Genomic DNA, 26530 nt, shown 5'->3' with positions numbered 1-26530 from the left:
CCTTTCCCCACAACGAGGAGACACCCCATGAAAACCAGCCTCACCCTGGCGGCCCTGCTGGGCGCGCTGACCAGCGCCCACGCGCAAGCACCCACGCCCGGCGGCGTGCAGCTCTACGGGGTGCTCGACACCGGCGTGGAGCACCTCAACAACGTGGGTGCGTCCGGCGCCAGCGTGACCCGCATGCCCTCGCTCAGTGGTGGGCAGCTGCCCTCGCGCTGGGGGCTGCGCGGCAACGAGGAACTGGGCGGCGGCCTCAAGGCGGTGTTCACGCTCGAGTCCGGCTTCGGCGTGGACAACGGCACGGCCCTGCAGGGCGGGCGGGCTTTCGGCCGCCAGGCCTTCGTGGGACTCTCCGCGCCCTGGGGCACGCTGACCCTGGGGCGCCACTGGACCATGAGCTTCTATTCGATGCTCGACGCCGACGTGGTGGGCCCGGCGGTGTTCGGCTCGGCCGCGCTGGACCCTTACCTGCCCAATGCCCGCACCGACAACGCGATCGCCTACCGGGGCAGCTTCGGCGCGCTCACGGTCGGTGCCACCTATTCGCTGGGGCGCGATGCCCTGGCGCCGGCCAACTGCGCGGGCGAGAACACGGCGCGCGAGTGCCGCGCCTGGTCGGCCATGGTGAAGTACGACGCACCCCGCTGGGGTGTGGCGCTGGCGCACGACCTGCAGAAGGGGGGCGCCGCGGGCAATTTCTTCGGGCAGCCTCCCGGCACGCTGCCGGCCGCCGGCAACCTGGACCGCCGCACCCTCCTCACCGGCTACGCGAAGCTGGGCAGCGCGAAGATCGGCGCCGGCTGGATCCAGCGCCGGCTGCGGGCCTCGCCGACCCCGCTGTCCACCGACCTCGTGTTCGTCGGCGCCAACGTGCCCCTGTCCGGCGCCTGGAGCGTGGACGCGCAGGTGCTGCAGCTGCGCGACGAGCGACCCGACGCGAACGCCCGCATGCTCGTGCTGCGCGGGAACTATGCGCTGAGCCGGCGCACCTCGGCCTATGCGCTGTTGGGCCGGGTGTCCAACGACCGCCTGGCGGCCTATTCGATTTCCGCGGGCGAGCTGGCCAGCGCCGCACCGCTGGCCGGGCGCGGTCAGACCGGTTTCATGCTGGGCATGCGCCACAGCTTCTGAAACCCACGGCACGTTTTCATCGAACCCCGAACGAGAAGATCCCCATGAACGAGATGCACACCAACCGACGGCGCTTCATCGCGGGCCTTGCCGCGACCACCCTTCCTGTCCACCACGCGCGGGCCTCGGACCGGCTGCCCGGCGTCGTGAAGCTGCTGGCGGGCTTTCCCGCGGGCGGCGCGATCGACGTCGTGGCCCGGCGCATCGCCGAGTTCGTCCGCGGCGTGGCCGCCGACACCGCGGTGGTGGAGAACAAGGCCGGTGCCGGCGGGCGCATCGCCATCGACACCCTGCGCCACGGCCCGGCCGATGGCAGTCAGTGGCTGGTGACGCCGGGGTCGATGATCGTCATCTACCCCCACGTGTACACCCGGCTCAGCTACGACCCGGTCAAGGACCTGGTGCCGGTGGCCCAGATCGCCACCGTGCCGCTGGCGCTGGCGGTGGGGCCGGCCGTGCCCGCGCAGGTCGGCGATGTGAAGGCCTTCGTGGCCTGGCTCAGGGCCAACCCCACGGCCCTGAACGTGGGTTCGCCGGCCGCGGGCAACATCACCCATTTCCTGACCTACCTGCTGCAGAAGTCGTCGGGCCTCCCGTTGCAGCACGTGCCCTACCGGGGCTCGGCGCCGGCCATCGCCGACCTGCTGGGTGGCCAGATCCCCGCGGTCATCAACCCCATCACCGACATGCTGCCGCACCTGAGCGGGGGCAAGCTGCGCGTGCTGGGGGTGACGGCGCGCGAGCGCAGCGGCTTCGTGCCGGAGGTGCCCACCTTCCTGGAGCAAGGCATGCCCGAGGTGCTGGGTTCCGAATGGATCGGCATGTTCGCCAGGCCCGGCACCCCGGCGCCGCACATCGACCGCATGTCCACCGTCGTGCGCGCCGCCTTGCGCACGCCGGCCGTGAAGGAGAGCTTCGCCAGGCTGGCGCTGGTGCCCGCCGAGCTGGACGGCGCCGCGCTGGCCACGAAGATCCGCAGCGAGCTCGCGGGCTGGCGCGAGGTCTCGCGCACCTTCGGGTTCCGGCTGGACGAGTGACCCCGCGGACGCCGCGATCTACACTGCGTCGAGCGGTGATCCTCCCTGCGGGCAGGGGGGCGCCGTCCGCAGGAGCGCTGGCATGAACAGTTTTGGCAAACGGGCGCAGGGCGAGCGCCTGGAGCGCATGCGCGCTTCGCCCCTGTGGGACGGCACGGGCTTTCGCAACCTGCACCCGGTGCTGCCCGGGCTGCGCGACCCCACCGCGCCCCGGCCCACGCTCAAGGAGTTCCTGAGCGCGGGCGACCGGCGACTGCCCGGCGTCGCACTGCCCTCGCTGGACCCGCGCGAGCGCTGGGGCCGCCCGGCCCAGAGCGGCCTGCGCGCCACCTGGCTGGGGCATTCCACGGTGCTGATCGAGATCGACGGCCACCGCGTGCTGACCGATCCCGTGTGGGGCACGCGCGCCTCGCCGTTCCGGCTGCTCGGCCCCAAGCGTTTCCAGCCCGTGCCGCTGCGGCTGCGCGAGATGCCCGAGGTGGACGTGGTGGTGATCTCGCACGACCACTACGACCACCTGGACTACCCCACCATCCGCGCGCTCGCGCGGCACAGCCGCGTGCCCTTCGTCACCTCGCTGGGCGTGGGCGCGCACCTGCAGGCCTGGGGCGTGGCGGCCGAGCGCATCACCGAGCTGGACTGGTGGGACAGCCACCGCGTGCCCGGCACCGGCATCACGGTCACGGCGGCGCCTTCGCAGCACTTCTCCGGCCGCAGCTTCAAGGACCGCAACGCCACGCTGTGGTCGTCGATGGTGATCGCCAGCGAGCGGCACCGCGTCTTCTTCAGCGGCGACACCGGCCTGACCACGGAGTACGCCACCATCCGCGAGCGCCTCGGGCCGTTCGATCTGGTGATGCTGGAGGTGGGTGCCTTCCACCCGGCCTGGGGCGACATCCACCTGGGGCCGGCCAACGCCCTGAAGGCGCACGCGCTGCTGGGCGGCGGCGCCCTGCTGCCGGTGCACTGGGGCACCTTTAGCCTGGCCATGCACGCCTGGGACGAACCGGTGGAGACCTTGCTGGCCTTGGCGCAAGGGCAGGGCACGCCCTTGCTCATGCCCCGCCTGGGTGAGGCCGTGGAGCCGGCCGCGCTCGAGGTGGTGACGCCCTGGTGGCGCTCGCTGGACGCGGGCCACGAAGCCCCGAAGGCGCCCGACGGGCCAGCGGCCCTGCAGCGCGACCTGCCCTGGCCCCTGGATTGAATGAAGAAAGACCCTGCATGAACACCACCGTGGCCGGCCCCGATGGCCAACCCCGCTGCCGCTGGTGCGCCGCCGCGCCCGAGTTCTTCGCGTACCACGACCGGGAGTGGGGCTTCCCCGTCGGCGACGACCGCCGGCTGTTCGAGAAGCTGTGCCTGGAGAGTTTCCAGTCCGGCCTGAGCTGGCGCACCATCCTTGCCAAGCGCGAGAACTTCCGCGCCGCCTTCCACGGGTTCGACTTTCACCGCGTCGCCCGCTTCACGGCCCAGGACGTGGAGCGCCTGCTGGGCGACGAGGGCATCGTGCGACACCGCGGCAAGATCGAGGCGGTCATCAACAACGCGCGGCGCGCGCAGGAGATGGTGAAGGCCGAAGGCTCGCTGGCGGCGTTCTTCTGGCGCTACGAACCCGACGAGGCGGACCTGGGCGCGCCACAGACCGTGTCCACATCGGACGCCTCCGTGCGCCTGTCGAAAGACCTGAAGAAACTCGGCTGGGCCTTCGTCGGCCCGACCACGGTGTTCGCCTTCATGCAGGCCATGGGCCTGATCAACGACCACGCCGAGGCCTGCGTGATGCGCGCGCAGGCCGCGCAGGCGCGCCTGCGCTTCAAGCGGCCGCGTTAGGCCTCAGAGCGGGTCGGCCAGCAGCTTGGAGAGCGCCGCGATGTTGGCCGCGCTGGGCACCTGGGGCTTCATTTCGTCCTCTTCGGCCGTGGCGTTTTCGTGCGCCTGGATCGCGTTGACCATGGCGTACTGGTTCTCCCACGACAGGGTCTTGCCCTCGGGGCAGAGATCGCGCACGGTGCCGAACCAGTAGTAGCCATCCTTGCCGCCGAACAGCGCGTCGATGCCGCCGGCATCGCCCGGCTTGAGGCCATGCGCGGCCAGGATGAGCTTGAGCTTGTGGTGCGAAACGGAATACTGCATGGGGTAAGCGCGGGGTGAGGGGTCGGCGATTGTACTGAAGGCCCGCCGCCCGCGCTGCCCCTCAGGCGATGCCGCAGGCCAGCAGGTAGCGCGGTTCGTTTTCCAGCACGTGGCCGCGCAGCAGGGCGCAGGCCTTCGTGGCGTCGTGGTCTTCCACCGCGTCCACCAGCACCTGGTGGCTGGAGACCGCGTTGGTGATGGGCGAGCGGTGGCGCAGCGCGGTGAGCTGGTAACGCAGCAGCTCGTAGCTGGCGCGCAGGTAATGGTTGTCGCAGCTCTCGAAGAAGGCCTGGTGAAAGCTCATGTCGATGCGCGCGAGCGCGGGCAGGTCCTTCGCGCGCTCGGCGGTCTTCATTTCCTTCACGCACTGCGCCATGCGCTGCAGCAGCTCGCGCGGATGGGACTGCATGGCCTCGCGCAGCGCCTCGGTCTCCACCATCGCGCGGAACTGCAGCAGATGCGACAGCTCCTGCGGCGAGAGCGTGAAGACGAAGGTGCCGCGCTGCGGGTGGATCTCCACCAGGCCCTCGCTCTTGAGCCGCAGCAGGGCCTCGCGCACCGGCGTCTTGCTCACGCCCATGCGCTGGGCCAGCTGGGCTTCCGACACCTGCTCGCCGAGCTTGAGGTCGCCTTTGACGATGGCCTCGCGCAGCCGCTCGGCGACCACGTCGGTGAGCAGTCGGGGGCGTTGCAGTTCCAGGGCGGTGTTCATGGGGTGGTCGGTCTCGTGTGGCGAGGAGTATAGGGTTATTGCTGATTTAACATCTGAGATATCAGATACCATGGCGGCCGACACGTCAAGCTGAGCAACCCGGAGACATTCACGTGAGTTCCCCGCCTTCCCCATCTTCCCCCGCGCACCCGCTGGCGCGCGCCTTTCTCGCCGCCAACCGCTGGGTGCTCATCGTGCTGCTGGGGGTGATGGCCGCGCTGGTGATCGGCAACGTGTTCGCGCGTTATGCCTTCAGCCATTCCTTCACCTGGGTGGAAGAGGCCACGCGCTACATGATGATCTGGGCCGCCTTCATCGGCGCCGGCCCCGCGCTGCGCGTGGGCGGCCACATCGCCATCGACACGCTGCAGGCCTCGGTGCCGCTGCCCATGGCGCGGCTGCTGCGCGTGCTCATCGTGGCCATCGTCGCGGCCACGCTGCTGACGCTGGTCTGGCTGGGCATCGAGTACGTGGAGTTCGCCTGGTACCAGGAATCGCCGGTGCTGGGCTGGTCGCTGGGCAAGGTGTACCTCGCGCTGCCGCTGGGCGCGGCGCTGATGCTGGTGCACCTGGCGATGGTGGCGCGGCAGTGGATCGTGCTGGGCGAGTGGGACCGGGTCGAAGGCTTCGACCCGCAGGCCCTGTGAACCCGGAGGGCCTGCGATGACGACGGTTCTCGGTCTGGTCTTTCTGGCGCTGATGGTGATCGGCGCACCCATTGCCTTCGCGATGCTCATCGCCGGTCTGGTGGCGGTCTGGCTCAAGCCCGGCCTGTCCTCGCTGGTGGTGATGCAGAACCTCTTCAGCGGGCTCGACAGCTTCCCGCTGATGGCGATTCCCTTCTTCATCCTCGCCGCCGAGCTCATGACGGGCGGCGCGCTCACCGACGTGCTGCTCAAGTTCGCCGCGCGCCTGGTGGGCATGCGCCGCGGCGGCCTGGGCCACGCCAACATCCTCACGCTCACCTTCTTCTCGGGCATCAGCGGCTCGGCGCTGGCCGATGCGGCGGGTCCCGGCGCCATGCTCATCAAGATGATGCGCAAGGCCGGCTACAAGGACGCCTACGCCGCCGCGCTCACCGCGAGCACCGCCATCGTCGGCCCCATCATCCCGCCCTCGATCATCATGATCGTCTACGCGATGACCGACAACAGCGTGAGCATCACCGGCCTGTTCCTGGCCGGCGTGGTGCCGGGCTTCCTGATCGCGCTCTCGCTGATGGTGGTGAACCACATCGTGAGCGTGCGGCGCGGCTACCGCTCCTCGCCCGAGCTGCTCGACCCGGCACCGCTGCTGCGCCTGTTCTGGCGCGCGCTGCCTGCGCTGATGCTGCCGGTGATCATCCTGGGCGGCATTCACCTGGGCATCTTCACGCCCACCGAGGCCTCGGCCGCCGCCGTGCTGTATGCGCTGCTGGTGGGCCGCTTCGTCTACGGCACGCTGCAATGGAACATGCTGCCCGCCATCCTGTTCCGCTCGGCGCTGATGACGGCCTCCATCCTGTTCATCGTCGCCACCTCGGCGGTGTTCGCCTGGGTGCTCACCGTGGGCCAGATCCCGCAGACCATGGCCGCCTGGATCGCCGGCATGTCGCTCTCGCCGATCGAGCTGCTGATCGCCATCAACGTGCTGCTGCTGCTCGTGGGCATCTTCATCGAGCCGCTGCCGGGCGTGATGATCATGGTGCCCATCCTCGGCCCCTTGGCCGAGGCGGCCGGGCTGAACTCCCTGCATTTCGCCATCGTGGTCATCGTGAACCTCACGCTGGGCATGGTCACGCCGCCCGTGGGTGGGCTGCTGTTCGTCACCTCCGCCGTCTCGGGCGTGCGCATGGGCCCCATGGTGCGCGAGATGGTGCCCATGCTGGTCGCGCTGTTCGGCGTGCTGATGCTGCTCACTTTCGTTCCCGCGTTTTCCACCTGGTTGCCCGGCGTGCTCGGCTACCAACACTAACCACAGAAGGAGACTCCCCGTGAAGATTCATCGCAAGCACTTCCTGGCGGCCGTGGCCGCCCCCGCCCTGCTGGCGCTCGGCGCCGGCCCCGCGTTCGCGCAGAAGGTGCTGAAGTACACGCATTACCAACCGGCCGGCAACGACCAGCCCAAGCACGCCGCCGCGCTCGCGTTCAAGGACCACGTGGAGAAAGCCACCAACGGCTCGCTCAAGGTCGAGCTGTACCCCGCCGGCCAGCTGGGCCCGGCGCAGCAGGTCATGGAAGGCCTGCGCCTGGGCACGGTCGAACTCGCCGTGGTGCACGACGGCGGCATTCCCGGCGTCTACAAGACCTTCAACATCTTCGGCCTGCCCTTCCTGTTCAACGACCACGCGCACGCCTACGCCGTGCTCGACGGCAAGTTCGGCCAGGAGCTGGCCGAGGACATGCGCAAGCGCACCGGCATCCGCCTCATGGCCTACGCCGACAACGGCATCCGCCACTTCACCAACAGCAAGCGCGCCATCAAGACCCCCGAGGACATGAAGGGCCTGAAGATCCGCGTGCAGCCCAGCCCGGTGTTCGTGAAGCTGGTCGAGTCGCTGGGCGCGAGCCCCACCGCGATCGACTGGGGCGAACTGCCCGCCGCGCTCGCGCAGGGCACAGCCGATGGCCAGGAAAACGGCGTCACCAACATCATGGCCGCCAGCCTGTTCCAGCACCAGAAACACATCACGCTGGACGGCCACGTCTACAGCCTGCACGCCTACATGGTCAGCGAGCGCTTCTTCAACGGCCTGAACGCCACCGAGAAGAAGGCCGTGACCGAAGGTGTGGACATCGCCAAGAAGATCCACCGCGACATGACGCGCGCGCAGGACCTCTCGGCCAAGAAGGTGCTGACCGAAAAGGGCATGACGGTGACCGAACTCAGCCCGGCCGAGATCGACCGCTTCCGCAAGGTGGCGCAGCCGCCGGTGCGCGCCTACCTCGAGGCCGAGGTGAGCAAGGAGTGGACCGAGAAGCTGCTGCAAGCCGCTGCCGCCAAGTGAGCGACGGGGTGACGCAAGACCGCCTGGTGGTGGCCCTGGACGACGGCTACGCCGCCTACGACCAGGAAGAGGCCCTGCTGGGCGCCGAGGGCGCGCGCTTCGAGGTGCGCCCCTGCCGCCGCGACGAAGACGCGGCGGCGGCCTCGGTGGTGGACGCCGACGTGGTGCTGGTGCGCGAGTCGCCGGTGTCGCGCCGGGTGATCGACGCCATGACCCGCTGCCGCGCGGTGATCCGCTACGGCATCGGTGTGGACAACATCGACCAGGCCGCCGCGCGCGAGCGCGGGATCATGGTGGCCAACGTGCCGGACTACGGCACCGACGAAGTGAGCTCGCAGGCCGTGGCGCTGGCGCTGGCCGTCTCGCGCCGCATCGGCCTGCACGACGCCGAGGTGCGCGCGGGCCGCTGGTCCACCGGCGTGCTGCAGCCCATGTTCCGGCTGCGCGGGCGCACGCTGGGCCTGGTGGGTTTCGGCCGCATCGCGCGCATGACGCTGGAGAAACTCGCCGGCTTCGGTTTCGGCCGCGTGCTGGTGCACGATCCCAAGACCGACATGCCCCCCGGCGTGGAACGCACCGACCTCGACACCTTGTTCGCCGAGGCCGACGTGATCTCGCTGCACGCGCCGCTGAACGCGCACACGAAACACATGGTGGACGCGCGGCGCATCGCGCTCATGCGGCCCACCGCCATCCTGGTGAACACGGCGCGCGGCGGCCTGGTGGACACGCAGGCGCTGTACGAGGCCTTGCGCGAGCGCCGCATCCTGGGCGCGGGGCTGGACGTGTTCGAGCAGGAACCCCCGGGCGCGCACCCGCTGTTCGGCCTGGACAACGTGGTCGTGACCAACCACATGGGCTGGTACAGCGAAGAGGCCATGCGCGAGCTGCAGCTCAAGACGGCGCAGGAGGCGGTGCGCGTCCTGCGCGGAGAACAACCCTTGCACTGGCTCAACCGCTGGTGATTTTTTTGATGGAACGGAGAAACGATGAACAAGGAATTGAAGGAGCTGGTCGACGGCTTCAACCAGGTGGCCGTGGCCTCGGTGGCCGACGCGGTGGACAAGGTCTGCGGCCAGCGCGGCTACATGGACACGCCCATCAAGCCGCGCATCAACGACAAGCGCCTCTGCGGCCCGGCCGCCACCGTGCTCGAATCGGCGACCGATGAGTTCGTGCCGCCCCAGCACGCGCTGGACCTGATCGACGAAGCCGAACCGGGCAGCGTGATCGTGATCTCCATCGACGGCGGCCAGCCCGACGTGGCGGTGTGGGGCGGCCTCATGACGGCCGGTGCCGTGGCCAACGGCCATGCCGGCGCGGTGCTCGATGGCGGCGTGCGCGACCTCACCGAGATCCGGCGCGACTACGGCTTCCCGGTGTATGCCCGCGACGTGAGCCCCGGCACCACGCTGGGCCGCTTCCGCACGGTGGCCTCGCAGGTGCCGGTGCGCGTGGGCGGCATCGTGGTGCACCCGGGCGACATCGTGGTGGGCGACGTGGACGGCGTGGTCGTGGTGCCGCGCGCGCGGGCCGCCGAGGTGCTGGCCGCCTCGCGCGAGATCGACGAACGCGAGCTGGAGCAGGCCAAGCTCATCATGGCCGAGAAGTCGCTGCGCAAGGGCCTGGCCAAATATGGCCGCATCTGAGGCACCCAGCCACGCCGGGGCCGCGCAGATCGTGGCCTTGGGCGAGGCCATGGTCGAGTTCAACCAGACCGGGGAGAACGGCGGGCGCAGCTACCTGCAGGGCTTCGGCGGCGACACCTCCAACTTCGCCATCGCCGCCGCCCGCCAGGGCGCGCGCGTGGCCTACGTGAGCGCGCTCGGCGACGACCCCTACGGCGCCCTGCTGCGCCGCCTGTGGGACGAGGAGGGCGTGGACCACAGCCACGTGCTCAGCGACCCGGCGGCCTTCAGCGCCATCTACTTCGTGACCCACAACGACCAGGGCCACCACTTCAGCTTCTTCCGCAGCGGCTCGGCCGCGAGCCGGCTCACGCCGGCCACGCTGCCGCGCGCGCCGATCACGACGGCGCGCGTGCTGCACCTCTCGGGCATCTCGCTGGCGATTTCGCCGAGCGCCTGCGACGCGGGTTACGCCGCCATCGAATGCGCGCGCGCCGCCGGGGCCTGGGTCTCGTTCGACACCAACCTGCGGCTCAAGCTGTGGTCGGTCGAGCGCGCGCGCGCCGTCATGACGGACGTGATCGGCCTGAGCGACATCTGCCTGCCGAGCTACGACGACGTGGTCGCCATCACCGGCCTGCGCGAGCCCGACGCGCTGGTGGACCACTGCCTGCGCCTGGGCGCGAAGACGGTGGCGCTCAAGATGGGCGAGCAGGGCGCGATCGTGGCCACGGCCAGCGAGCGCCACCGCATCGCGCCCGCGCGCTGCCAGCCGGTGGACGCCACCGGCGCGGGCGATGCCTTCGGCGGTGCCTTCGTGGCGCGGCTGGTGGCCGGCGACGACCTGCCCACCGCCGGGCGCTACGCCGCCACGGTGGCCGCGCTCTCCACCGAGGGTTATGGCGCGGTGGCGCCGATTCCGCACGCCGCGCGCGTGCGCGAGGTGCTCGCGGCCGACCGGCCCTGAGCGCCGCTCAGTCCAGCAGCGAACGCACCACCGACTCGCGCGTGCGCAGGCGCGTGGTGCGCTGGAAGAACAGGCTGTTGGGCACGCGCAGGTAGGAGGGCTCCGCGCCGTCGGCGGTGTCTTCGCGCAGCGTGGTGTAGATCAGGTTGATGTCCATCACCTCGCCGGCCAGGCCGGGCTTGTCGCCGCCTTCGAGCAGCTCGATGCGGTCGCGCAGGCCGAACGGGCGCGAGGTGAAGATCAGCACCGCGCAGAAGATGTTGGAGAGCACGCTCCAGGCCGCGAAGAAGGCGATGGCGCCCACGGCGGCGAAACCGGTGAAGGCGGTCCAGATCACCATGCCGGAGACGCCCACGCGGTCCAGCACCAGCAGCAGGGCGGCACCGAACAGCAGGAAGGTGACCACGCGCCGGCCCCCGATCACGAGTTCCAGCGGCAGGCGCTTGTCCTCCCCCACGCGGGTGATGAGGCGGTGCAGCAGCGAGCGCAGCAGCAGCGCCACGAAGACGATCAGCGCCATCTGCAGCGCGATGGTGATGACGTCGATGAAGGGGTGGGCGTAGGCGGGGAGAAAGTCTTTCATGGGGCGGTGGCGGCGGGGGCCACCGAGGCGCCCTGGATGTGGTGCTGGTTCAAGGAAGCGGCCACGAAAGCCGACGACTTCATGTCTTCCACGAAAGCGTGCAGGTAACGCGCGGCGTCGGCGCCGCGGTCCTTGGGCAGGCCCATGGCCTGCTGGATCACCATGAAGCGGCCCGGCAGCAGCCGCAGGCCCGGGTGGCGCTGCTGGTCGTGTTCCAGCTGCTGTCGCACGCCGGCGGCCACGTCCAGCCCCTGGCGCACGAACTCGTCGACCACGGCCTGCGAGCTGGCCACCCGCACGATCTCGGCCTGCCGCAGCTCGCGCGAGAGAAACAGGTCGTAGGCGCTGCCCTTGCCCACGGTCACCCGCGTGCCCGGCCGGTCCACCTCGTGGTTGCTCTGCAGCGGGGATTCTTGGCGCACCAGGTAGCTGCCTTCGATCAGCACGTAGGGCGCGGTGAAGGCGATGCCCTCGCCGCGCAGCGGGTCGATGGCGAAGAAGCCGACGTCGGCCGCGCCGTTCCTCACCGCCTCGACCGATTGGCCGGCCGTGTCGAACACCACCAGCTCGATCCCGACGCCGAGCCGCTGCGCCAGGCGGTGCGCGAGGTCCACCGAGACGCCGAACGGCTGCCCGGTGGCGGGGTTGCGGTTGGCCAGGAGGGGGTTGCCCAGGTTGATGGAGGCGCGCAGGCGGCCGGTGGGCGCGAAGCTGTGGGATAGGGGGAGGGGAGCGGTCATGGCGATGAGGGGGAAGGCGGGTGAACGTCCATGGCTTGTCGCGTGGCCTCGGGCCCGCGGCAAAGGATGACCATGGTAACGGCCCTCCCGGGTCACCGGGAGGGCGTCAGGGGGACGGCGGCTCGATGTGGCGGCCGGGATGCCGGTCGCGCACGATGGCCTGGACGAAGGCCGTGGCGTCGTGGCCGACGACCAGCCCCGGGTCCGCCTGTCCCGACGGCAGGGTCGGGGACACGCCCGCCGCTTCGAGCAGCGCGCGGGAAGCGGGCATGGCCAGGATGGCCTTGCCGCTGCGGTGCTGGTCGCGGATGAAGTCCAGCGTGTGGGTGTCGCGCGCGAGGGCCTGCACGCCTTCGTCGCCATCGGGCAGGGCGAGCGCGTCGAACAGGAAGCCGGGTTCGTTCTGCAGCGAAGCCTCCGCGTCGACGAACACCCCGTCCACGGTCTTCACCGGGCCGATCCGGGGTGCCACGAAACAGGGCTGGGCGCCGAGGGCCAGCAAGGTGGCGTGCAGACCCACGGCGCTTTTGCCGACGATGCCGTGCGCGACCAGGATGGCCACCTTGCGGGCCCGGATCGAGGGATCGCCGGCCAGCACGGCGTGTTGGAGGGAGGGCGGGAGCTGAGCCATACCCGCCATTGGGGCAAATGGCGTGCCTGGGAAAATCGCCCTGCCGCGCCGGTCATCTTGTAGAGTTGCAGACGTTTTTTCCGCAGGAGACGGCATGGCCACCAGCAAGAAGGCAACATCGGGCGCGATCCGGTCGGGCGTGGGCGGCTGGACCTACGAGCCCTGGCGCGACAACTTCTACCCCAAAGGCCTGGCGCAGAGCAAGGAGCTGGCCTACGCCAGCACGAAGCTGACCGCGATCGAGGTCAACGGCACCTACTACAGCACCTTCAAGCCGCCCACCTTCGCCAAGTGGCGCGACGAGACGCCCGAGGGCTTCGTGTTCTCGCTGAAGGCCAACCGCTTCACCACCAACCGCCGCGTGCTGGCCGAGGCCGGCGAGTCCATCGAACGTTTCGTGGGCAGTGGCCTGAGCGAACTCGGCCCCAAGCTCGGGCCGCTGGTCTGGCAGTTCGCGCCCACCAAGCAGTTCGACCCGGTGGACTTCGAGGCCTTCCTGAAGCTGCTGCCGCGCGAGGTGGACGGCCTGCCGCTGCGCCACGCGCTGGACGTGCGGCACGCGAGCTTCCTGGACCCGGCCTACCTCGCGCTCGCGCGCAAGCACCGCTGCGCCACGGTGTTCACCGACTCCGACGACTACCCCTCGTTCGCCGACCTGACCGGCGACTTTGTCTACGCGCGCCTGATGCGCACCGACCCGAAGGTGAAGACCGGTTACGCCCCCAAGGCGCTGGACCGCTGGGCCGAGGCCGCGAGGACCTGGGCCGCCGGCGGTGAGCCGGCCGACGTGCCGCGGGTCGACGGCGCCGGCCCGAAGGCCAAGGCGCGGGACGTGTTCATGTACTTCATCAGCGGCGCCAAGGAGCGCGCCCCGGCGGCCGCGATGGCGCTGATCGAGCGCCTCGGCTAACGCTCCAGCCGCACCCAGCGCGCGTTCTGCTGGTGGCTGTTCAGCACGGCCTCGATGAAGGCCATGCCGTCCAGCCCGTCCAGCAGGCCGGGCATGTTGGTGCTTGCTTCGCCGCGCCAGGCGCGCGCGAAATCGCGGTACAGCTCGGCGAAGGCCTCGAAGTAACCCTCCGGGTGGCCGGCCGGAATGCGGTTGGCGGCGATCTGCGGCGCCATGCCCCGGCGCAGTTGCCGCACCGGGCCGCCCAGCGGGGCGAAGTTCAGGAATTCGGGCTGCTCCTGGTCGAAATGCAGCGAGGCGCGCGTGCCGTAGACGCGCAGGCGCAGCGCGTTGCAGGCGCCGCTGGCCACCTGGCTGGCCCACAGCATGCCGCGCGCGCCGCCGTCGAAGCGCAGCATGGCCTGCACGTGGTCGTCCAGCGCGCGGCCGGGCACGAAGCGGGTGAGTTCGGCCGAGAGTTCCTGCACCTGCAGGCCGCTCACGTAGCGCGCCAGCTGGTAGGCGTGGGTGCCGATGTCACCCAGCGCGCCGGCCGGGCCGGCGCGATTCGGGTCGGCGCGCCATTCGGCCTGCTTGTTGCCCTGGTGCTCGACCGGTTCGCCCAGCCAGTCCTGCGCGTACTCCACCTGCACGATGCGCAGCTCGCCGAGTTCGCCGGCGGCGACCATCTCGCGCGCCTGGCGCACCATGGGGTAGCCCGCGTAGGTGTGGGTGAGCAGGAACAGCAGGCCGCGCTCGCGCACCGCCTGCGCGAGCGCCTGGGCCTCGGCCAGCGAGGTGGCCAGCGGCTTGTCGCAGATGACGTGGATGCCTTGCTCCACGAAGGCGCGCGCCACCGGCACGTGCAGGTGGTTGGGCGTGACGATGGCCACGGCGTCGATGCCGTCCTCGCGCCGCGCCTCGGCCTGCGCCATGGCGGTGTAGTCGGCGTAGCTGCGCTCGGGCGCGATGTGCAACCGGGCCGCGCTGGCGTGCGCGCGTTCGGCGGTGGACGAGAGCGCGCCGGCCACCAGCTCGAACTGGTCGTCCAGGCGCGCGGCGATGCGGTGGGCCGCGCCGATGAAGCTGCCGTCGCCACCGCCCACCATGCCCAGGCGGATGCGCCGCGCCGCGCGCCCGTCGTTCGTGCTCATGCCGCGCCCCGGTTCAGGCCGAGCAGGGCGGCCAGGGTGGCGGGGTCGCCCGCGCTGGCGGCGAAGTCGTCGAAGGCGCGGTCGGCCACGCGGATGAGGTGCTCGCGGATGAAGGCCGCGCCTTCGCGCGCGCCGTCTTCCGGGTGCTTGAGGCAGCACTCCCACTCCAGCACGGCCCAGCCCGCGTAGTCGTGTTGCGCCATCTTGGAGAAGATGCCCCTGAAGTCCACCTGGCCGTCGCCGAGCGAGCGGAAGCGGCCCGCGCGGTCGATCCAGCTGGAGAAGCCGCCGTACACGCCCTGCTTGCCGTTGGGGCGGAACTCGGCGTCCTTCACGTGGAAGGCGCGGATGCGCTCGTGGTAGTGGTCGATGAAGGCCAGGTAGTCGAGCTGCTGCAGCACGAAGTGGCTGGGGTCGTAGAGGATGTTCGCGCGCGGGTGCTGGCCCACGGCGTCGAGAAAACGCTCGAAGGTGATGCCGTCGTGCAGGTCTTCGCCGGGGTGCAGTTCGTAGCAGACGTCCACGCCGGCTTCATCGAAGGCGTCGAGCACCGGGCGCCAGCGCTTCGCGAGTTCGGCGAACGCGGCTTCCACCAAGCCGGGCGGGCGTTGCGGCCAGGGGTAGAGGTAGGGCCAGGCCAGCGCGCCCGAGAAGCTGGCGTGGGCTTTCAGGCCCAGGCGCCGCGAGGCCTTCGCGGCCAGCAGCAGCTGCTCGTGCGCCCAGGCCGTGCGCGCCGTGGGGTTGCCGCGCACCTGGGGGGCGGCGAAGGCGTCGAACTGCAGGTCGTAGGCGGGGTGCACGCACAGCAGCTGGCCCTGCAGGTGGGTCGAGAGCTCGGTGATCTGCAGGCCGTGCGCGGCGAGCCGGCCCTTCACCTCGTCGCAATAGGTGTCGCTGGTCGCGGCACGCTCGAGGTCGAAGATCGCCGCGTCGCTGGTGGGGATCTGCACCCCCCGGTAGCCCAGCGAGGCGGCCCAGCCGGCCAGGCCGTCGAGCGTGTCGAACGGCGCGGCCGTGCCGATGAACTGGGCCAGGAAGATCCCGGGTCCCTGGATGGTTTTCATGGGGTCCTCCTGGCGCGCGGACTCAGAACGGCGAGTCGGGGAAGTAGAAGTCCTTGGCGTTCGCCTTGGTGATCAGCACCGAGGGCACGATGGTCGACGGCGGCAGCTTCTCGCCCTTCTTGCGCGCCAGCGCGGTCATCTTGATGGCGTCGTAGAGGAACTTGGGCGAGTAGGACACGTTGGCCTGGATCAGCGGGTTGCTGCCGTCCATCAGCGTCTTGACCATGGCCTTGGCACCGGCGCCGCCGAAGACGATCTTGATGTCCTTGCGCTTGGCCTGTTCGATCGCGCGCAGCACGCCGAAGGCCATGTCGTCGTCGGCCGCCCACACGGCGTCGATCTCCTTGAAGCGCGTGAGGTAGTCCTGCATCACCTTGAAGGCGTCGTCGCGGTTCCAGTTGCCGTGCTTGGCGTCCAGCACCTTGATGCCGGGGTGGTTCTTCATCACCGCGTTGAAGGCGTCCATGCGCTCGTTGTCGATGGTGGTGGGGATGCCGCGCAGCGCCACGATGTTGCCCTTGCCGTTGAGCGCCTTGGCCAGGTACTCGGCCGGCACCTTGCCGAAGGCGGTGTTGTCGCCCGAGACGTAGGCGTCCTGCGCGCTGGTGTCGGTGAGGCCGCGGTCCACCACCGTCACGTACACGCCCTTGGCCTTGACCTGCTGCACCGGGCGCGTGAGCGCGGCGGATTCGAAGGGCAGGATCACCAGCGAATCGATCTTGGTCGCGGTGACCAGGTCCTGCAGCTGGTTGGCCTGCTCGGGCGCACCGCTGGCGGTCTTGATCGTGACCTTGATGTTGGGGTCCTTCTCCAGTTCTTTCTTGGCTTCGTTGGCCCAGTACACCAGGCCGGCGGCGAAGCTGTGGGTGGCGGCCGGGATGGCCACGCCCAGGTTCACCTTGTTCTGGGCCTGCGCCAGCAGCGGGCTGGCCATGCCCAGCGCGGCCAGGGCGGCCAGCGCGAGCAGACGGGAACGGTACTTCATGCTTGTCTCCTTGATGTGTTGATGACAGGGAAAGAAAGAAGGCATGGCGTGCCTTCAGGGACGCCGCCGCTGCATGAATGCGACGGCGATGATCACGAAACCCTGCACCGCCGCGTTGAGGTACACGCTGATGATGCTGGTGAGGTTGAGGATGTTGCTGATGACCGAGAGCAGGATGGCGCCGATCACGGTGCCGCCGATGCTGCCGGCGCCACCGCGCAGCGCGGTGCCGCCCACGATCACGGCCGCGATGGCTTCGAGCTCCCACAGCAGGCCGGTGGTGGGCGAGGCCGAGCCCAGGCGCGGCACGTAGAGCAGGGTGGCGATGCCCACGCACACGCCCAGCAGGGTGTAGGTGAGCACCTTGATGCGGTCCACGTCCACCGCGGCGTAGCGCGCCACCTGCTCGTTGGAGCCGATGGCCTGCACGTAGCGGCCGAAGGCGGTGCGGTTGAGCAGCAGGGCGCCGGCCAGGGCCACCAGCGCGAAGATCCACACCGGGATGGGCACGCCCAGCAGGCTGCCGTAGTACACCGGGCCGTAGGCGTCGGCCAGCGCGTTGTCGAGCGCGAGCGCGCCGCCGTCGGCGAAGTAGGTGAGGTAGGCGCGGAAGATGCCCAGCGTGCCCAGCGTGACGATGAAGGGCTCGATGCGCCCGCGCGTGATGAGCAGGCCGTGCGCCAGGCCGAACAGCGCGCCCAGCAGCACGGCGGCGGCCATGCCCACCATCACCACCGCCACCGGTGGCCAGCCCAGCGGGGCGATCTTGTTCATGAGCAGGATCACCACGCCCGCGATCAGCGCGGCCATGGAGCCCACCGAGAGGTCGATGCCGCCCGAGATGATCACGAAGCACATGCCCACGGCGATGATGCCGATGAAGGCGGTGCGCGTGAGCACGTTCATGGCGTTGTCCACCGTGGCGAACTCGCGGTTGAGCAGCGTGCCGGCGATGCACAGCAGCACCAGGCCGAGCAGCGGGCCCAGGGTGGGCAGGCGCCAGGCGCGGCCGGCGGCCGGGGGCGGTGCCGGGGTGGCGTCAGTGCGTTCCTGTGGCATGGGCGATGAGCTCCTGTTCGTTGAGGTCGGCGGCCGAGAGCGTGGCCTGCAGGCGGCCCGAGCGCATCACCGCGACGCGGTGGCACAGGCCGATGAGTTCCATGAGTTCGGACGAGATCACGACCACCGCGCGGCCGCTGGCGGCCAGGCGCTGGATGAGGGCGTAGATGTCGCGCTTGGCGCCGATGTCCACGCCGCGCGTGGGCTCGTCGAGCACCACCACGCGCGGGTCCGGGTGCAGCACCTTGGCCAGTGCGAGCTTCTGCTGGTTGCCGCCCGAGAGCGAGCCGGCCGGCACGTCGAGCGAGCCGGTGCGGATGCCGAAATCGCGCACCGCCTGGGCCAGCGCGGCGGTCTCGCTCGCGGGCTGCAGCCAGGGGCGGGCGTGCTTCTGCAGCGCCATCAGCGTGAGGTTCTCGCGCAGGCCGAAGCGCACGTGCAGGCCGCGGCCCTTGCGGTCTTCGCTCAGGTAGGTGAGGCCGGCGTCGGCCGCCTCGCGCGGCGAGCGCGGCAGCAGCTCGCGCCCGGCCACCTGCACCGCCTGCGCGCTGCGCTCGCGCAGGCCCAGCAGGCCTTCGAAGAGTTCGGTGCGCCCCGCGCCCACCAGGCCGGCGAAGCCGAACACCTCGCCCGCGCGCACCTCGAAGCTCACGTCCTGCGCCCAGCCGGGCACGCTCAGGGCGCGCACCGAGAGCAGCACGGGCGCGTCGGCCGGCACCTCGGTGCGCGGCGGGTAGAGGTCGGCGAGTTCGCGGCCCACCATCAGGTTCGCCATCTGCGCGCGCGTGAGCGTGGCCGTGGCCTGCTGCGCCACCAGGCGGCCGTCGCGCATCACGACCACCTCTTCGGTGATGCGCTCCACCTCGTCGAGCTTGTGCGAGATGAAGACGATGGTCACGCCCTCGGCCTGCAGGCGCGCGACCAGGCCGAACAGCCGGCCGGTCTCGCCCGGCGTGAGCGTGGCGGTGGGCTCGTCCATGATGAGCACGCGCGCGTGGCGCGACAGCGCCTTGGCGATCTCCACCAGTTGGCGCTCGGCCACGATGAGGTCGCGCACGCGGGTGTCGGGGTGCACCTTGCTCAGGCCCACGTCGTCGAGCACGCGGCGCGTGGTGGCGCGCATGGCGCCGTCGTCGAGCCAGAGGCCGCGCCGCTTTTTCTCGTGGCCCAGGAAGATGTTCTGCGCCACCGTGAGGTCTTCGGCCAGGTTGAACTCCTGGTGGATCAGCACGATGCCTTCGGCCTCGGCCGCGCGCGGGCCGTCGAAGCGCACCGCGCGGCCGTTCACCTGCAGCGTGCCTTCGCTGGGCCGTTCGTAGCCCGCGAGGATCTTCATGAGGGTGGACTTGCCCGCGCCGTTCTCGCCCAGCAGGCCGTAGACGCGGCCGGGCTCGAAGGCCAGGTCCACGCCGTGCAGCACCTGCACCGGGCCGAAGCGCTTGACGATGCCGCGCAGCTCGACGCGCACGCCAGCGGCCGCCATCACGCCAGCTCCATCTGCCGCAGGCTTTCCTGCATGGCCAGCACGCCCGCGCCGATGAGCCCGGCGCGTTCGCCCAGCGGCGTGTACTGGATCTCCAGGTGCCGCGTGGAGAGCGCGAGCGAGCGGTGGTACACGCTCTGGCGCACGGCGGCCAGGAACAGCGGCCCCACGCGCGTGACGCCGCCGCCGATGAACACGTGCGAGGGGTTGAAGAAGTTCACCACCGAGGCGAGCATCTGCCCCACCAGCGCGCCCGAGCGCTGCACCACCTGGTTGGCCGCCATGTCGCCCGCGCGGCTGGCCTCGGCCACGTCCTGCAGGCGCAGCGGGCCGCGCTCGGCCAGCATGCGCGCGAGCAGCGGGCTCTGGCCGGCCTGGGCGGCCTCGGTGGCCATGCGCGCGATCGCGGGCCCGGCGGCCAGCGTCTCCACGCAACCGAGGTTGCCGCAGTGGCAGCGCGGGCCGTCGGGCACCACGCAGATGTGACCCACGTCGCCGGCCGAGCCGTTGGCGCCTCGGTAGACCTGGCCCTGGCAGACGATGCCGCAGCCCACGCCGGTGCCCACCTTCACCACCAGGAAGTTGGGCAGGCTGCGCTGCATGCGCCAGAGCTCGCCCAGGGCCATCACGTTCACGTCGTTGTCCACGAAGACGGGCGCGCTGAAGTCGGCGGCGAGGTCGTCGCGGATGGAGTAGCCGTCCCACAGCGGCATCAACGGCGGGCTCACGAGCTGGCCGCTGTCGAAGTCCACCGGGCCGGGCAGGCCGATGCCGATGCCGATCACCTGGCGCGGCGCCACGCCGCAGCGCGCCAGCAGCTCGTGCATGAGCACGCGGATGCGCGAGAGCACCGGGCCGGGGCCGTCGTGCACGTCGGCCGGTTCGCTGTGGTGGGCCATCACGGCCAGGTCGGGGCTGAGGATGCCCACCTCCAGCCCGGTGGCGCCCACGGCCACGCCGATGAGCACGCCCAGGCTGCGGCTCAGGCGCAGGGTGTCGGCGCGGCGCCCGCCGGTGGGCACCTGCTCGCCGGTCTGCTCCAGCAGGCCTTGTTCGAGCAGCTCGGCCACCGCCGCGTTGGCGCGGGTCTTGGAGAACGAGGCCGCGGCGGCCAGGGCGTCGCGCGAGATGCCGCTGGCCCAGAACACATGGTCCAGCACGGTGCGCTCACCGGTTTTCAGGCCTTTCCAGTTCAAGATGCGTGTCTCCGTTGGTGTGCCGTCGTCGGGCGCGGCACTGGAGACGCATGCTATGCGGTCGAATTCGACCCGACAAGATCAAATTTCGACCCAAATCGGGTCAATCCACCTCACAGCAAGGCGGAAAGCGACTTCGCGCCTTCCAGCAAAGGGGGCAGCAGCTGCTCCACCATCTGCGCGGGCGTCATGCGGCCGGACTGCACGCTGGCGGTCATCGCCACGTCCACGCGGCCGTGCGCGTTGGGCACCGGCACCGCGATGGAGCGCAGGCCGATCTCGTACTCCTCGTCGCTGATCGCATAGCCCTGCGCGCGGGCCTGGTGCACCGCCTCGAGCACCGCGCGCGGCGTGGCGCGTGTGTGCGGCGTGAACTGCTGCAGCGGGCTGTGCCCGAGCAGCAGCAGCACCTCGGCATCGCTGCGGTGCGCGAGCAGGGCGCGGCCGGCCGAGGAGCAATAGGCCGGCAGCCGCGTGCCCACCCCGACGGTGGGCGAGAACACGCGGCGGCTCTGCGAGCGCGCCACGAAGACCACGGCGGTCTCGTCGAGCACGGCCACCGAGGTCACTTCGTCGGTCTGCCAGCCCACGGTGTCGAGCACGGGCTGTGCCTTGCGCGGCAGCGGCGCACCCGACAGCAGCCCATAGCCCAGGCGCAGCACGCGCAGGTCGAGCGAGAAGTGTTTGCCGTCGTAGTCGGCGTAACCCAGCTTGGTCAGCGTGAGCAGGTAGCGCCGCGCGGCGGCGCGGGTGAGCGAGGTGCGCTGCGCCACCTCGGTCAGCGTGAGGCGGGTGTGCTGCGCATCGAAGGCCTCGATCACGGCCAGCCCGCTTTCCAGCGAGGCCACGAAGTCGCGTCGTTCCAGTTTCATGCCGTCTCTCCAAAAAAGTGCGCATTGCGGACTTTAACCCAGGCTGCATTGATTCATGTCGGTGATGCTTCGATAATTTGCCCCACACACCGCCCCAACGAACGATGTGCGCAATGCGCACTGAACAGAGACCATGCAAGAAGCACCCATCGACATCAGCGGCCTGACGGCCCCGCGGACCTGGCCCGAAGGCGGCCTGACCCGCATCCCCTACTGGATCTACCGCGACGAGGCGATCCGCCAGCGCGAGCAGGACCGCATCTACCAGGGCGCCACCTGGAACTACCTCTGCCTGGAGGCCGAGCTGCAGCAGGCGGGCGACTACGTCAGCACCTTCGCCGGCGAGACGCCGGTGGTGGTGGCCCGCGACCACGACGGCGAGCTCTACGCGTTCGAGAACCGCTGCTCGCACCGCGGCGCGCTGATCTGCCTGGAGAACGCTGGCCATGCCGAGAACTTCTCCTGCGTCTACCACGCCTGGTCCTACGACCTGCAGGGCAACCTCACGGGCGTGGCCTTCGAAGGCGGCGTGAGCGGCAAGGGCGGCATGCCCGAAGGCTTCTGCAAGGAAGCGCATTCGCCGCGCAAGCTGCGCGTGTCCACCGTCTGCGGCCTGGTGTTCGGCAGCTTCAGCGACGACGTGCCGCCGATCGAGGAGTACATCGGCGAGGCCGTGCTCGGGCGCATCCAGCGCGTGCTGCGCGACAAGCCGCTGCAGATCCTGGGCCGCTTCACGCAGGCGCTGCCCAACAACTGGAAGCTGTACTTCGAGAACGTGAAGGACAGCTACCACGCCAGCCTGCTGCACCTCTTCCTCACGACCTTCGAGGTCAACCGCCTCACGCAGCGCGGCGGCCTGATCGTCTCGGACGACGGCGGCAGCCACGTGAGCTACTCCATGATCGACAAGACCGAAGAGGCCGGCTCGGAGTACCGCGACCAGGGCATCCGCTCGGACAACGAGCAGTACCGCCTGAACGACCCGAGCTTTCTCGAAGGCACGGACGAGGTGGGCGACGGCATCACGCTGCAGATCCTCTCGGTGTTTCCCGGCTTCGTGCTCGGTCAGATCTGGAACAGCATCGTGGTGCGCCAGGTGCTGCCCCAGGGCGTGGGCCAGACCGCGCTGAACTGGACCTACATCGGCTTCGCCGACGACACGCCCGAGATGCGCTACGCGCGGCTCAAGCAGTGCAACCTGATCGGGCCCGCCGGCCTGGTCTCGATGGAGGACGGCTGCGTCGGCGGCTTCGTGCAGCGTGGCACGGTGTCGGCGCAGGAGGACACGGCCATCGTGCAGATGGGCGGCACCAGCACCGAAACGCAGGACACGCGCGCCACCGAAGCCTCGGTGCGCGGTTTCTGGAAGGCCTACCGGGCCCACATGGGGATCTGAGCCGATGAACCGCCTTGAACTCCACCTGGCCGTGAGCCTGCTCAACGCCGCCTACGCCGACTGCATCGACGCCGACCGGCTCGAGGCCTGGCCCGACTTCTTCACGCCCGACTGCTTCTACAGCATCACCACGCTGGAAAACCACGCGCGCGGCTGGGACGCCGGCCTGATCTTCGCCGACTCGCGGGGCATGCTGAAAGACCGCGTCTCGGGCCTGCGCGAAGCCAACATCTACGAGCGCCACAGCTACCGCCACATCGTCTCCGTGCCGGCCCACCTGGCCACCGAGGGCCAGACCGTGCGCACGCGCACGCCCTTCGCGGTCTACCGCGTGATGCGCAACGGCACCAGCCAGGTCTTCGTCACCGGCTGCTACCACGACGAACTGCGCATCGAGGGCGACGGCGAACTCAAGATCGCCCGCCGCGTGGTGGTCTGCGACAGCTCGGTCTTTGACACCCTGCTGGCCATCCCGCTGTGAGCACCGCCGTGTACCGCATCACCACCGCCGACGAGGCGCTGGACTTCGAGTGCGCCGCGCACGAGTCCGTGCTCGCGGCCGCCGAGCGCGCCGGCTGGGCCTTGCCCGCGTCGTGCCGCGCGGGGGTGTGCGGCAGCTGCGAAGGCGAGGTGCTCAGCGGCACGTTCGTGACGCCGGGCCGCCAGGACCTGGGCCCGCAACAGGAAGGCCCCGCCTCGGCGGTGAAGCTGTGCCGCGTGCGGCCCTGCTCCGACCTGCGCATCGCCCCGCGCGAGGTGCACCGGCGCGACCTGGCGAGCGAGAAGGTGATCACCGCCAAGGTGCTGCGCATCGAACGCCCGGCCGCCGAGGTGGCCGTGCTCAAGCTGCGCTTTCCGGCCGGCGTGCGCGCGAAGTTCCGCGCCGGGCAGTACCTGCGGGTGCTGCTCGACGACGGGCAGGAGCGCAGCTTCTCCATGGCCAACCCGCCGCAGCAGAGCGACGGCGTGGAGCTGCACATCCGCTACCTCGAAGGCGGGCGCTTCGCCGAGCAGGTCTTCCACCAGCTGCAGCCGGGCGACCCGGTGCGGCTGCGCCTGCCCCTGGGCGATTTCTACCTGCGCGAGAGCGAGGCCCCGATCGTGTTCGTCGCGGGTGGCACGGGCTTCGCGCCGGTGCAGTCCATCCTCGAGGAACTGCTGAAGAAAGGCACCCAGCGCCGCCTGCACCTCTACGTGGGCGCGCGCACGCCCGAGCTGCTGTACCGCCACGCGCTGGCCCAGCGCTGGGCCGACGCGGGCAAGACGAGTTACGTGCCCGTGGTCTCCGCGGCCGCCGCTGCCGACGGCGGCTGGAGCGGGCGCACCGGCCGGGTGCACGAGGCGGTGGTCGAAGATCTGCCGGACCTCAGCGGCCACGAGGTCTACGCCTGCGGCTCGCCCGCCATGGTGGCGGCGGCGCGCGAGGCCTTCGCGCAGCGCGGCCTCGACCCGGCCCGTTTCTATTGCGACGCCTTCGCGCCTTCCCAGGACGTGGCCATGTAAACGCGTTTCCCGATCCGATCCCACCGACCCCGACCCAACACCGGAGACAACCCCATGAACCGCCGCCCCTTCACCCGCCTCGCCCTGTGCGCCGCCGCGCTGCTGTCCTTCGCCCTGCCGGGCGCCGCCCAGGACGGCCCCTACCCGAACAAGCTCGTCACCGTCGTCGTGCCGTTTCCTGCGGCGGGCACCACCGACTCGATCGCGCGCATCGTGGCCGACAAGCTGCGCGCGCGCTTCCAGCAGAGCGTGATCGTCGACAACAAGCCCGGCGCGGGTGGCAACATCGGCGGCGCGCACGTGGCGCGCTCCGCGCCCGATGGCTACACCCTGTTCGCCAGCCCGCCCGGGCCGCTGGCGATCAACTTCAACCTCTACAAGAGCATCAACTACGACGCGCGCAAGTTCGTGCCGATCACCACCATCGCCAACATGCCCAACGTGATCGTGGTGGGCCCCTCGGTGAAGGCGCGCAACCTGCAGGAGCTGATCGACTACGCCAAGGCCAACCCGGGCAAGCTCAGCTTCGCCTCGCAGGGCAATGGCAGCACCTCGCACCTGACCGCGCTGTACTTCGAGAGCCGCCTGGGCATCAAGATGGTCCACGTGCCCTACCGGGGCTCCGCGCCGGCCCTGACCGATCTGATGGCCGGCACCGTGGACCTGATGTTCGACAACGTGACGACCACGCTGCCCTTCCACCAGAGCAAGCGCGTGCGCATCCTGGCCTCGGCCACCAAGGAGCGCGTGGGCTTCATCCCCGACGTGCCGACCATGCACGAAGCCGGTGTGCCGAACTTCGAGTCGGGCACCTGGGTCACGCTGGTCGCGCCCGAGCGCACGCCGCCGGCCATCGCGCAGACCCTGGCCAGGGAAGTCGCGGCCATCGTGAAGATGCCCGACGTGGTCAAGCAGTTCGAGGCGCTGGGCGCCGACCCGGTGGGCAGCACGCCCGAGGCCACCGCCGCGATGCTGCGCGAGGAGTCGGCGCGCTGGAAGAAGGTGATCGATTCGGCGCAGATCACGCTGGACTGATGCCAGGACACAGGACCTCACCATGAACCAGGCATTGCCGGCGGACGCCGCCCGGACCGTGTGCACCGAATCCGTGGCCGAGGCCTTCCTCGTGCTGCTCAAGGACCGCGGTGTGGACCATTTCTACGTGGGCGCGGGCACCGACACCGCGCCCGTGATCGAGGCCTATGCGCGCGCCGCCGAGGCCGGCCTGGTGCTGCCCGAGCCGGTGCTCATCGGGCACGAGAACCTGGCCATCGGCATGGCGCACGGCTTCTACATGGTGGCGCGCCGCCCGCAGGCGGTGATGTTGCACGTGAGCGTGGGCACGGCCAACGCGGTGTGCGGCCTGTTCAACGCGATCCGCGCGCAGGTGCCGCTGCTGCTGGCGGCCGGGCGCACGCCCTGGTTCGAACAGGGCCGCGCCGGCTCGCGCACCCACGAGGTCCATTGGGCGCAGGAGATGTTCGACCAGGGGGCCATGGTGCGCGAGCTGGTCAAGTGGGACTACGAGTTGCGCGACGGCCACCACGTGGCCGAGGTGGTGGACCGTGCGCTGGGCGTGGCGAGCACCGAGCCGCGCGGCCCGGTCTACCTCACGCTGCCGCGCGAGGTGCTGGCGCAACCGCACGCTGCCTGCCGCGTGGGTGGCCAGGTGCCGGTGGCCTCGGCCGCCCACCCCGACCTCGAGGCCGTGCTGGCCCTGGCGCGCGCGCTGGCCGCGGCCGAATGCCCGGTCATCGTCTGCACCAGCAGCGGCGCGGACCCGCAGACCGTGGCCCAGCTCAGCGAACTCGCGGACCGCTTCGGCATCGGCGTGGCCGAGAACCGGCCGCGCTACGTGAGCTTTCCGTCCTCGCACCCGCTGCACCTGGGTTACGAGATGGGCGCGGTGCTGCCGCACGCCGACGCGCTGCTGTTCCTTGAAACGGACGTGCCCTGGATTCCCGCCGTCGCCACGCCCCGGCCCGGCGCTTTCGTGGCGCTCGCGGGCAGCGACCCGCTCTTCGAGCGCTACCCGATGCGCAGTTTCCCGTCCGACCTCTGCATCACCACCAACGCCAGCGCGCTGCTGGCCGCGCTGGGCCCCGCGCTCGAAGCCGTGGGCGCGCTCTCGCAGGCCGAGCGGCGCCGCCAGCGCGCGCAGGCGATCGGCGCGGCGGTGCGTGGCGAGATCGCGGCCCGCGCGCAGCGCGACGAGGCGCGCGGCGGCGCCATCAGCAAGCTGTTCCTCTCGCGCTGCCTCGAGGCCGTGCGGCCGCGCGACGCGATCCTGGTCAACGAGTACTCGGCCGTGCGCGAGCAGATGGGTTTCGAGGAAGCCGGCGGCTTCTTCCAGCTGCCGTCCTCGGGCGGGTTGGGCT

General features: G+C 70.4%; 28 protein-coding genes. 16 read left to right on the top strand and 12 right to left on the bottom strand.

Annotated features, from left to right (window positions below; translation table 11 throughout):
* Window positions 1–27 precede the first annotated feature (27 nt).
* From AC3WPZ_RS11055 to AC3WPZ_RS11040, 4 genes are all read left to right on the top strand, one after another.
* Window positions 28–1134 carry a porin gene (locus AC3WPZ_RS11055; protein ID WP_492439553.1) on the top strand — a complete coding sequence of 369 codons (1107 nt, stop codon included), beginning with the start codon at window positions 28–30 and terminating at the stop codon, window positions 1132–1134.
* A gap of 44 nt (window positions 1135–1178) precedes the next feature.
* A complete protein-coding gene (locus AC3WPZ_RS11050) occupies window positions 1179–2171 on the top strand; it encodes a tripartite tricarboxylate transporter substrate-binding protein (RefSeq protein ID WP_382160551.1) in 993 nt (330 codons plus the stop codon).
* 82 nt (window positions 2172–2253) lie between these two features.
* Window positions 2254–3375 (top strand): MBL fold metallo-hydrolase, encoded by a 1122-nt coding sequence (locus tag AC3WPZ_RS11045; protein WP_492439552.1) that lies wholly within the window; start codon window positions 2254–2256, stop codon window positions 3373–3375.
* Window positions 3376–3392: 17 nt separating this feature from the next.
* Window positions 3393–4001, top strand: coding sequence for a DNA-3-methyladenine glycosylase I (locus AC3WPZ_RS11040; RefSeq protein ID WP_492439550.1), 609 nt, complete (start codon window positions 3393–3395; stop codon window positions 3999–4001).
* A gap of 3 nt (window positions 4002–4004) precedes the next feature.
* Here AC3WPZ_RS11040 and AC3WPZ_RS11035 read toward each other — a convergent pair whose 3' ends face one another.
* Both AC3WPZ_RS11035 and AC3WPZ_RS11030 read right to left on the bottom strand, forming a co-directional pair.
* Window positions 4005–4304 carry a hypothetical protein gene (locus AC3WPZ_RS11035; RefSeq protein WP_291116509.1) on the bottom strand — a complete coding sequence of 100 codons (300 nt, stop codon included), beginning with the start codon at window positions 4302–4304 and terminating at the stop codon, window positions 4005–4007.
* Between the two features lie 61 nt (window positions 4305–4365).
* Window positions 4366–5016, bottom strand: coding sequence for a GntR family transcriptional regulator (locus tag AC3WPZ_RS11030; RefSeq protein ID WP_382160542.1), 651 nt, complete (start codon window positions 5014–5016; stop codon window positions 4366–4368).
* 113 nt (window positions 5017–5129) lie between these two features.
* Between AC3WPZ_RS11030 and AC3WPZ_RS11025 the strand changes: the two genes are divergently transcribed.
* The 6 genes from AC3WPZ_RS11025 to AC3WPZ_RS11000 are packed head-to-tail and all read left to right on the top strand — an operon-like array spanning window position 5130 to window position 10597.
* The gene (locus AC3WPZ_RS11025) at window positions 5130–5663 is read left to right on the top strand and encodes a TRAP transporter small permease (protein ID WP_382323560.1); all 534 of its coding nucleotides are present in this window, start codon (window positions 5130–5132) and stop codon (window positions 5661–5663) included.
* Between the two features lie 16 nt (window positions 5664–5679).
* Window positions 5680–6969, top strand: coding sequence for a TRAP transporter large permease (locus tag AC3WPZ_RS11020; RefSeq protein WP_382323561.1), 1290 nt, complete (start codon window positions 5680–5682; stop codon window positions 6967–6969).
* Between the two features lie 19 nt (window positions 6970–6988).
* A complete protein-coding gene (locus AC3WPZ_RS11015; RefSeq protein WP_492439547.1) occupies window positions 6989–8002 on the top strand; it encodes a TRAP transporter substrate-binding protein in 1014 nt (337 codons plus the stop codon).
* An 8-nt stretch (window positions 8003–8010) separates the two neighbouring features.
* Window positions 8011–8967: a C-terminal binding protein gene (locus tag AC3WPZ_RS11010; protein WP_382323563.1), complete on the top strand. Its 957-nt coding sequence runs from the start codon at window positions 8011–8013 to the stop codon at window positions 8965–8967.
* 24 nt (window positions 8968–8991) lie between these two features.
* A complete protein-coding gene (locus AC3WPZ_RS11005) occupies window positions 8992–9651 on the top strand; it encodes an RraA family protein (RefSeq protein ID WP_382160527.1) in 660 nt (219 codons plus the stop codon).
* Entirely contained in the window at window positions 9638–10597 is a 960-nt protein-coding gene (locus AC3WPZ_RS11000) for a sugar kinase (RefSeq protein ID WP_492439544.1), read from the top strand. The genes AC3WPZ_RS11005 and AC3WPZ_RS11000 overlap by 14 nt, the downstream gene beginning before the upstream one ends.
* A 7-nt stretch (window positions 10598–10604) precedes the next feature.
* On the opposite strand, the gene AC3WPZ_RS10995 is transcribed toward AC3WPZ_RS11000, so the two are convergent.
* From AC3WPZ_RS10995 to AC3WPZ_RS10985, 3 genes are all read right to left on the bottom strand, one after another.
* Window positions 10605–11180, bottom strand: a complete 576-nt coding sequence (locus AC3WPZ_RS10995) for a mechanosensitive ion channel domain-containing protein (protein WP_444688295.1) — start codon at window positions 11178–11180, stop codon at window positions 10605–10607.
* Window positions 11177–11920, bottom strand: a complete 744-nt coding sequence (locus AC3WPZ_RS10990; RefSeq protein ID WP_492439542.1) for an ABC transporter substrate-binding protein — start codon at window positions 11918–11920, stop codon at window positions 11177–11179. Before AC3WPZ_RS10990 ends, AC3WPZ_RS10995 begins: the two co-directional genes overlap by 4 nt.
* A gap of 106 nt (window positions 11921–12026) precedes the next feature.
* Window positions 12027–12551, bottom strand: coding sequence for a DJ-1/PfpI family protein (locus AC3WPZ_RS10985; RefSeq protein WP_444688294.1), 525 nt, complete (start codon window positions 12549–12551; stop codon window positions 12027–12029).
* Window positions 12552–12645: 94 nt separating this feature from the next.
* On the opposite strand from AC3WPZ_RS10985, the gene AC3WPZ_RS10980 reads away from it, so the two are divergent.
* Window positions 12646–13461 (top strand): DUF72 domain-containing protein, encoded by an 816-nt coding sequence (locus tag AC3WPZ_RS10980; protein WP_444688293.1) that lies wholly within the window; start codon window positions 12646–12648, stop codon window positions 13459–13461.
* Here AC3WPZ_RS10980 and AC3WPZ_RS10975 read toward each other — a convergent pair.
* The 7 genes from AC3WPZ_RS10975 to AC3WPZ_RS10945 all read right to left on the bottom strand — a co-directional run bounded on the left by AC3WPZ_RS10975 (window position 13458) and on the right by AC3WPZ_RS10945 (window position 21253).
* Window positions 13458–14594 (bottom strand): Gfo/Idh/MocA family protein, encoded by a 1137-nt coding sequence (locus AC3WPZ_RS10975; protein ID WP_444688292.1) that lies wholly within the window; start codon window positions 14592–14594, stop codon window positions 13458–13460. The two genes, AC3WPZ_RS10980 and AC3WPZ_RS10975, sit on opposite strands and share 4 nt — an antisense overlap.
* The gene (locus tag AC3WPZ_RS10970) at window positions 14591–15658 is read right to left on the bottom strand and encodes a sugar phosphate isomerase/epimerase family protein (RefSeq protein WP_444688291.1); all 1068 of its coding nucleotides are present in this window, start codon (window positions 15656–15658) and stop codon (window positions 14591–14593) included. The genes AC3WPZ_RS10975 and AC3WPZ_RS10970 overlap by 4 nt, the downstream gene beginning before the upstream one ends.
* A gap of 22 nt (window positions 15659–15680) precedes the next feature.
* Window positions 15681–16643, bottom strand: a complete 963-nt coding sequence (locus AC3WPZ_RS10965) for a substrate-binding domain-containing protein (RefSeq protein WP_444688290.1) — start codon at window positions 16641–16643, stop codon at window positions 15681–15683.
* Window positions 16644–16697: 54 nt separating this feature from the next.
* Window positions 16698–17702 (bottom strand): ABC transporter permease, encoded by a 1005-nt coding sequence (locus tag AC3WPZ_RS10960; RefSeq protein WP_382327211.1) that lies wholly within the window; start codon window positions 17700–17702, stop codon window positions 16698–16700.
* Window positions 17683–19185 carry a sugar ABC transporter ATP-binding protein gene (locus AC3WPZ_RS10955; protein WP_444688289.1) on the bottom strand — a complete coding sequence of 501 codons (1503 nt, stop codon included), beginning with the start codon at window positions 19183–19185 and terminating at the stop codon, window positions 17683–17685. The genes AC3WPZ_RS10960 and AC3WPZ_RS10955 overlap by 20 nt, the downstream gene beginning before the upstream one ends.
* Window positions 19185–20381, bottom strand: coding sequence for an ROK family transcriptional regulator (locus tag AC3WPZ_RS10950; protein WP_382160502.1), 1197 nt, complete (start codon window positions 20379–20381; stop codon window positions 19185–19187). The genes AC3WPZ_RS10955 and AC3WPZ_RS10950 overlap by 1 nt, the downstream gene beginning before the upstream one ends.
* Before the next feature lie 113 nt (window positions 20382–20494).
* On the bottom strand, window positions 20495–21253 hold the full coding sequence (locus AC3WPZ_RS10945) for an IclR family transcriptional regulator domain-containing protein (RefSeq protein ID WP_382323571.1): 759 nt from the start codon (window positions 21251–21253) through the stop codon (window positions 20495–20497).
* Between the two features lie 133 nt (window positions 21254–21386).
* Between AC3WPZ_RS10945 and AC3WPZ_RS10940 the strand changes: the two genes are divergently transcribed.
* The 5 genes from AC3WPZ_RS10940 to AC3WPZ_RS10920 all read left to right on the top strand — a co-directional run.
* On the top strand, window positions 21387–22649 hold the full coding sequence (locus tag AC3WPZ_RS10940; protein WP_444688288.1) for an aromatic ring-hydroxylating dioxygenase subunit alpha: 1263 nt from the start codon (window positions 21387–21389) through the stop codon (window positions 22647–22649).
* 4 nt (window positions 22650–22653) lie between these two features.
* Window positions 22654–23130 carry an aromatic-ring-hydroxylating dioxygenase subunit beta gene (locus tag AC3WPZ_RS10935; protein WP_382323573.1) on the top strand — a complete coding sequence of 159 codons (477 nt, stop codon included), beginning with the start codon at window positions 22654–22656 and terminating at the stop codon, window positions 23128–23130.
* Complete coding sequence (locus tag AC3WPZ_RS10930) at window positions 23127–24152, top strand: 2Fe-2S iron-sulfur cluster-binding protein (RefSeq protein ID WP_382323574.1); 1026 nt, start codon at window positions 23127–23129, stop codon at window positions 24150–24152. Before AC3WPZ_RS10935 ends, AC3WPZ_RS10930 begins: the two co-directional genes overlap by 4 nt.
* Window positions 24153–24206: 54 nt before the next feature.
* Window positions 24207–25187, top strand: coding sequence for a Bug family tripartite tricarboxylate transporter substrate binding protein (locus AC3WPZ_RS10925; RefSeq protein WP_382323575.1), 981 nt, complete (start codon window positions 24207–24209; stop codon window positions 25185–25187).
* Between the two features lie 22 nt (window positions 25188–25209).
* Window positions 25210–26530: thiamine pyrophosphate-binding protein (locus AC3WPZ_RS10920; protein WP_492439539.1), on the top strand; the 1321-nt coding region annotated here is incomplete at its 3' end.

The sequence above is a fragment of the Hydrogenophaga sp. FW305-3-2-15-A-LB1 genome (assembly GCF_058787875.1).
The sequence above is the reverse complement of the archived record's forward strand: the minus strand, read 5'-3'. Positions and strand labels throughout refer to the sequence as shown.

Coding starts and splice junctions, on each gene's coding strand:
- AC3WPZ_RS11055 (WP_492439553.1), top strand. CDS start 28: ATGAAAACCAGCCTCACCCTGGCGGCCCTGCTGGGCGCGCTGACCAGC.
- AC3WPZ_RS11050 (WP_382160551.1), top strand. CDS start 1,179: ATGAACGAGATGCACACCAACCGACGGCGCTTCATCGCGGGCCTTGCC.
- AC3WPZ_RS11045 (WP_492439552.1), top strand. CDS start 2,254: ATGAACAGTTTTGGCAAACGGGCGCAGGGCGAGCGCCTGGAGCGCATG.
- AC3WPZ_RS11040 (WP_492439550.1), top strand. CDS start 3,393: ATGAACACCACCGTGGCCGGCCCCGATGGCCAACCCCGCTGCCGCTGG.
- AC3WPZ_RS11035 (WP_291116509.1), bottom strand. CDS start 4,304: ATGCAGTATTCCGTTTCGCACCACAAGCTCAAGCTCATCCTGGCCGCG.
- AC3WPZ_RS11030 (WP_382160542.1), bottom strand. CDS start 5,016: ATGAACACCGCCCTGGAACTGCAACGCCCCCGACTGCTCACCGACGTG.
- AC3WPZ_RS11020 (WP_382323561.1), top strand. CDS start 5,680: ATGACGACGGTTCTCGGTCTGGTCTTTCTGGCGCTGATGGTGATCGGC.
- AC3WPZ_RS11005 (WP_382160527.1), top strand. CDS start 8,992: ATGAACAAGGAATTGAAGGAGCTGGTCGACGGCTTCAACCAGGTGGCC.
- AC3WPZ_RS11000 (WP_492439544.1), top strand. CDS start 9,638: ATGGCCGCATCTGAGGCACCCAGCCACGCCGGGGCCGCGCAGATCGTG.
- AC3WPZ_RS10995 (WP_444688295.1), bottom strand. CDS start 11,180: ATGAAAGACTTTCTCCCCGCCTACGCCCACCCCTTCATCGACGTCATC.
- AC3WPZ_RS10990 (WP_492439542.1), bottom strand. CDS start 11,920: ATGACCGCTCCCCTCCCCCTATCCCACAGCTTCGCGCCCACCGGCCGC.
- AC3WPZ_RS10985 (WP_444688294.1), bottom strand. CDS start 12,551: ATGGCTCAGCTCCCGCCCTCCCTCCAACACGCCGTGCTGGCCGGCGAT.
- AC3WPZ_RS10980 (WP_444688293.1), top strand. CDS start 12,646: ATGGCCACCAGCAAGAAGGCAACATCGGGCGCGATCCGGTCGGGCGTG.
- AC3WPZ_RS10975 (WP_444688292.1), bottom strand. CDS start 14,594: ATGAGCACGAACGACGGGCGCGCGGCGCGGCGCATCCGCCTGGGCATG.
- AC3WPZ_RS10970 (WP_444688291.1), bottom strand. CDS start 15,658: ATGAAAACCATCCAGGGACCCGGGATCTTCCTGGCCCAGTTCATCGGC.
- AC3WPZ_RS10965 (WP_444688290.1), bottom strand. CDS start 16,643: ATGAAGTACCGTTCCCGTCTGCTCGCGCTGGCCGCCCTGGCCGCGCTG.
- AC3WPZ_RS10960 (WP_382327211.1), bottom strand. CDS start 17,702: ATGCCACAGGAACGCACTGACGCCACCCCGGCACCGCCCCCGGCCGCC.
- AC3WPZ_RS10955 (WP_444688289.1), bottom strand. CDS start 19,185: ATGGCGGCCGCTGGCGTGCGCGTCGAGCTGCGCGGCATCGTCAAGCGC.
- AC3WPZ_RS10945 (WP_382323571.1), bottom strand. CDS start 21,253: ATGAAACTGGAACGACGCGACTTCGTGGCCTCGCTGGAAAGCGGGCTG.
- AC3WPZ_RS10940 (WP_444688288.1), top strand. CDS start 21,387: ATGCAAGAAGCACCCATCGACATCAGCGGCCTGACGGCCCCGCGGACC.
- AC3WPZ_RS10935 (WP_382323573.1), top strand. CDS start 22,654: ATGAACCGCCTTGAACTCCACCTGGCCGTGAGCCTGCTCAACGCCGCC.
- AC3WPZ_RS10925 (WP_382323575.1), top strand. CDS start 24,207: ATGAACCGCCGCCCCTTCACCCGCCTCGCCCTGTGCGCCGCCGCGCTG.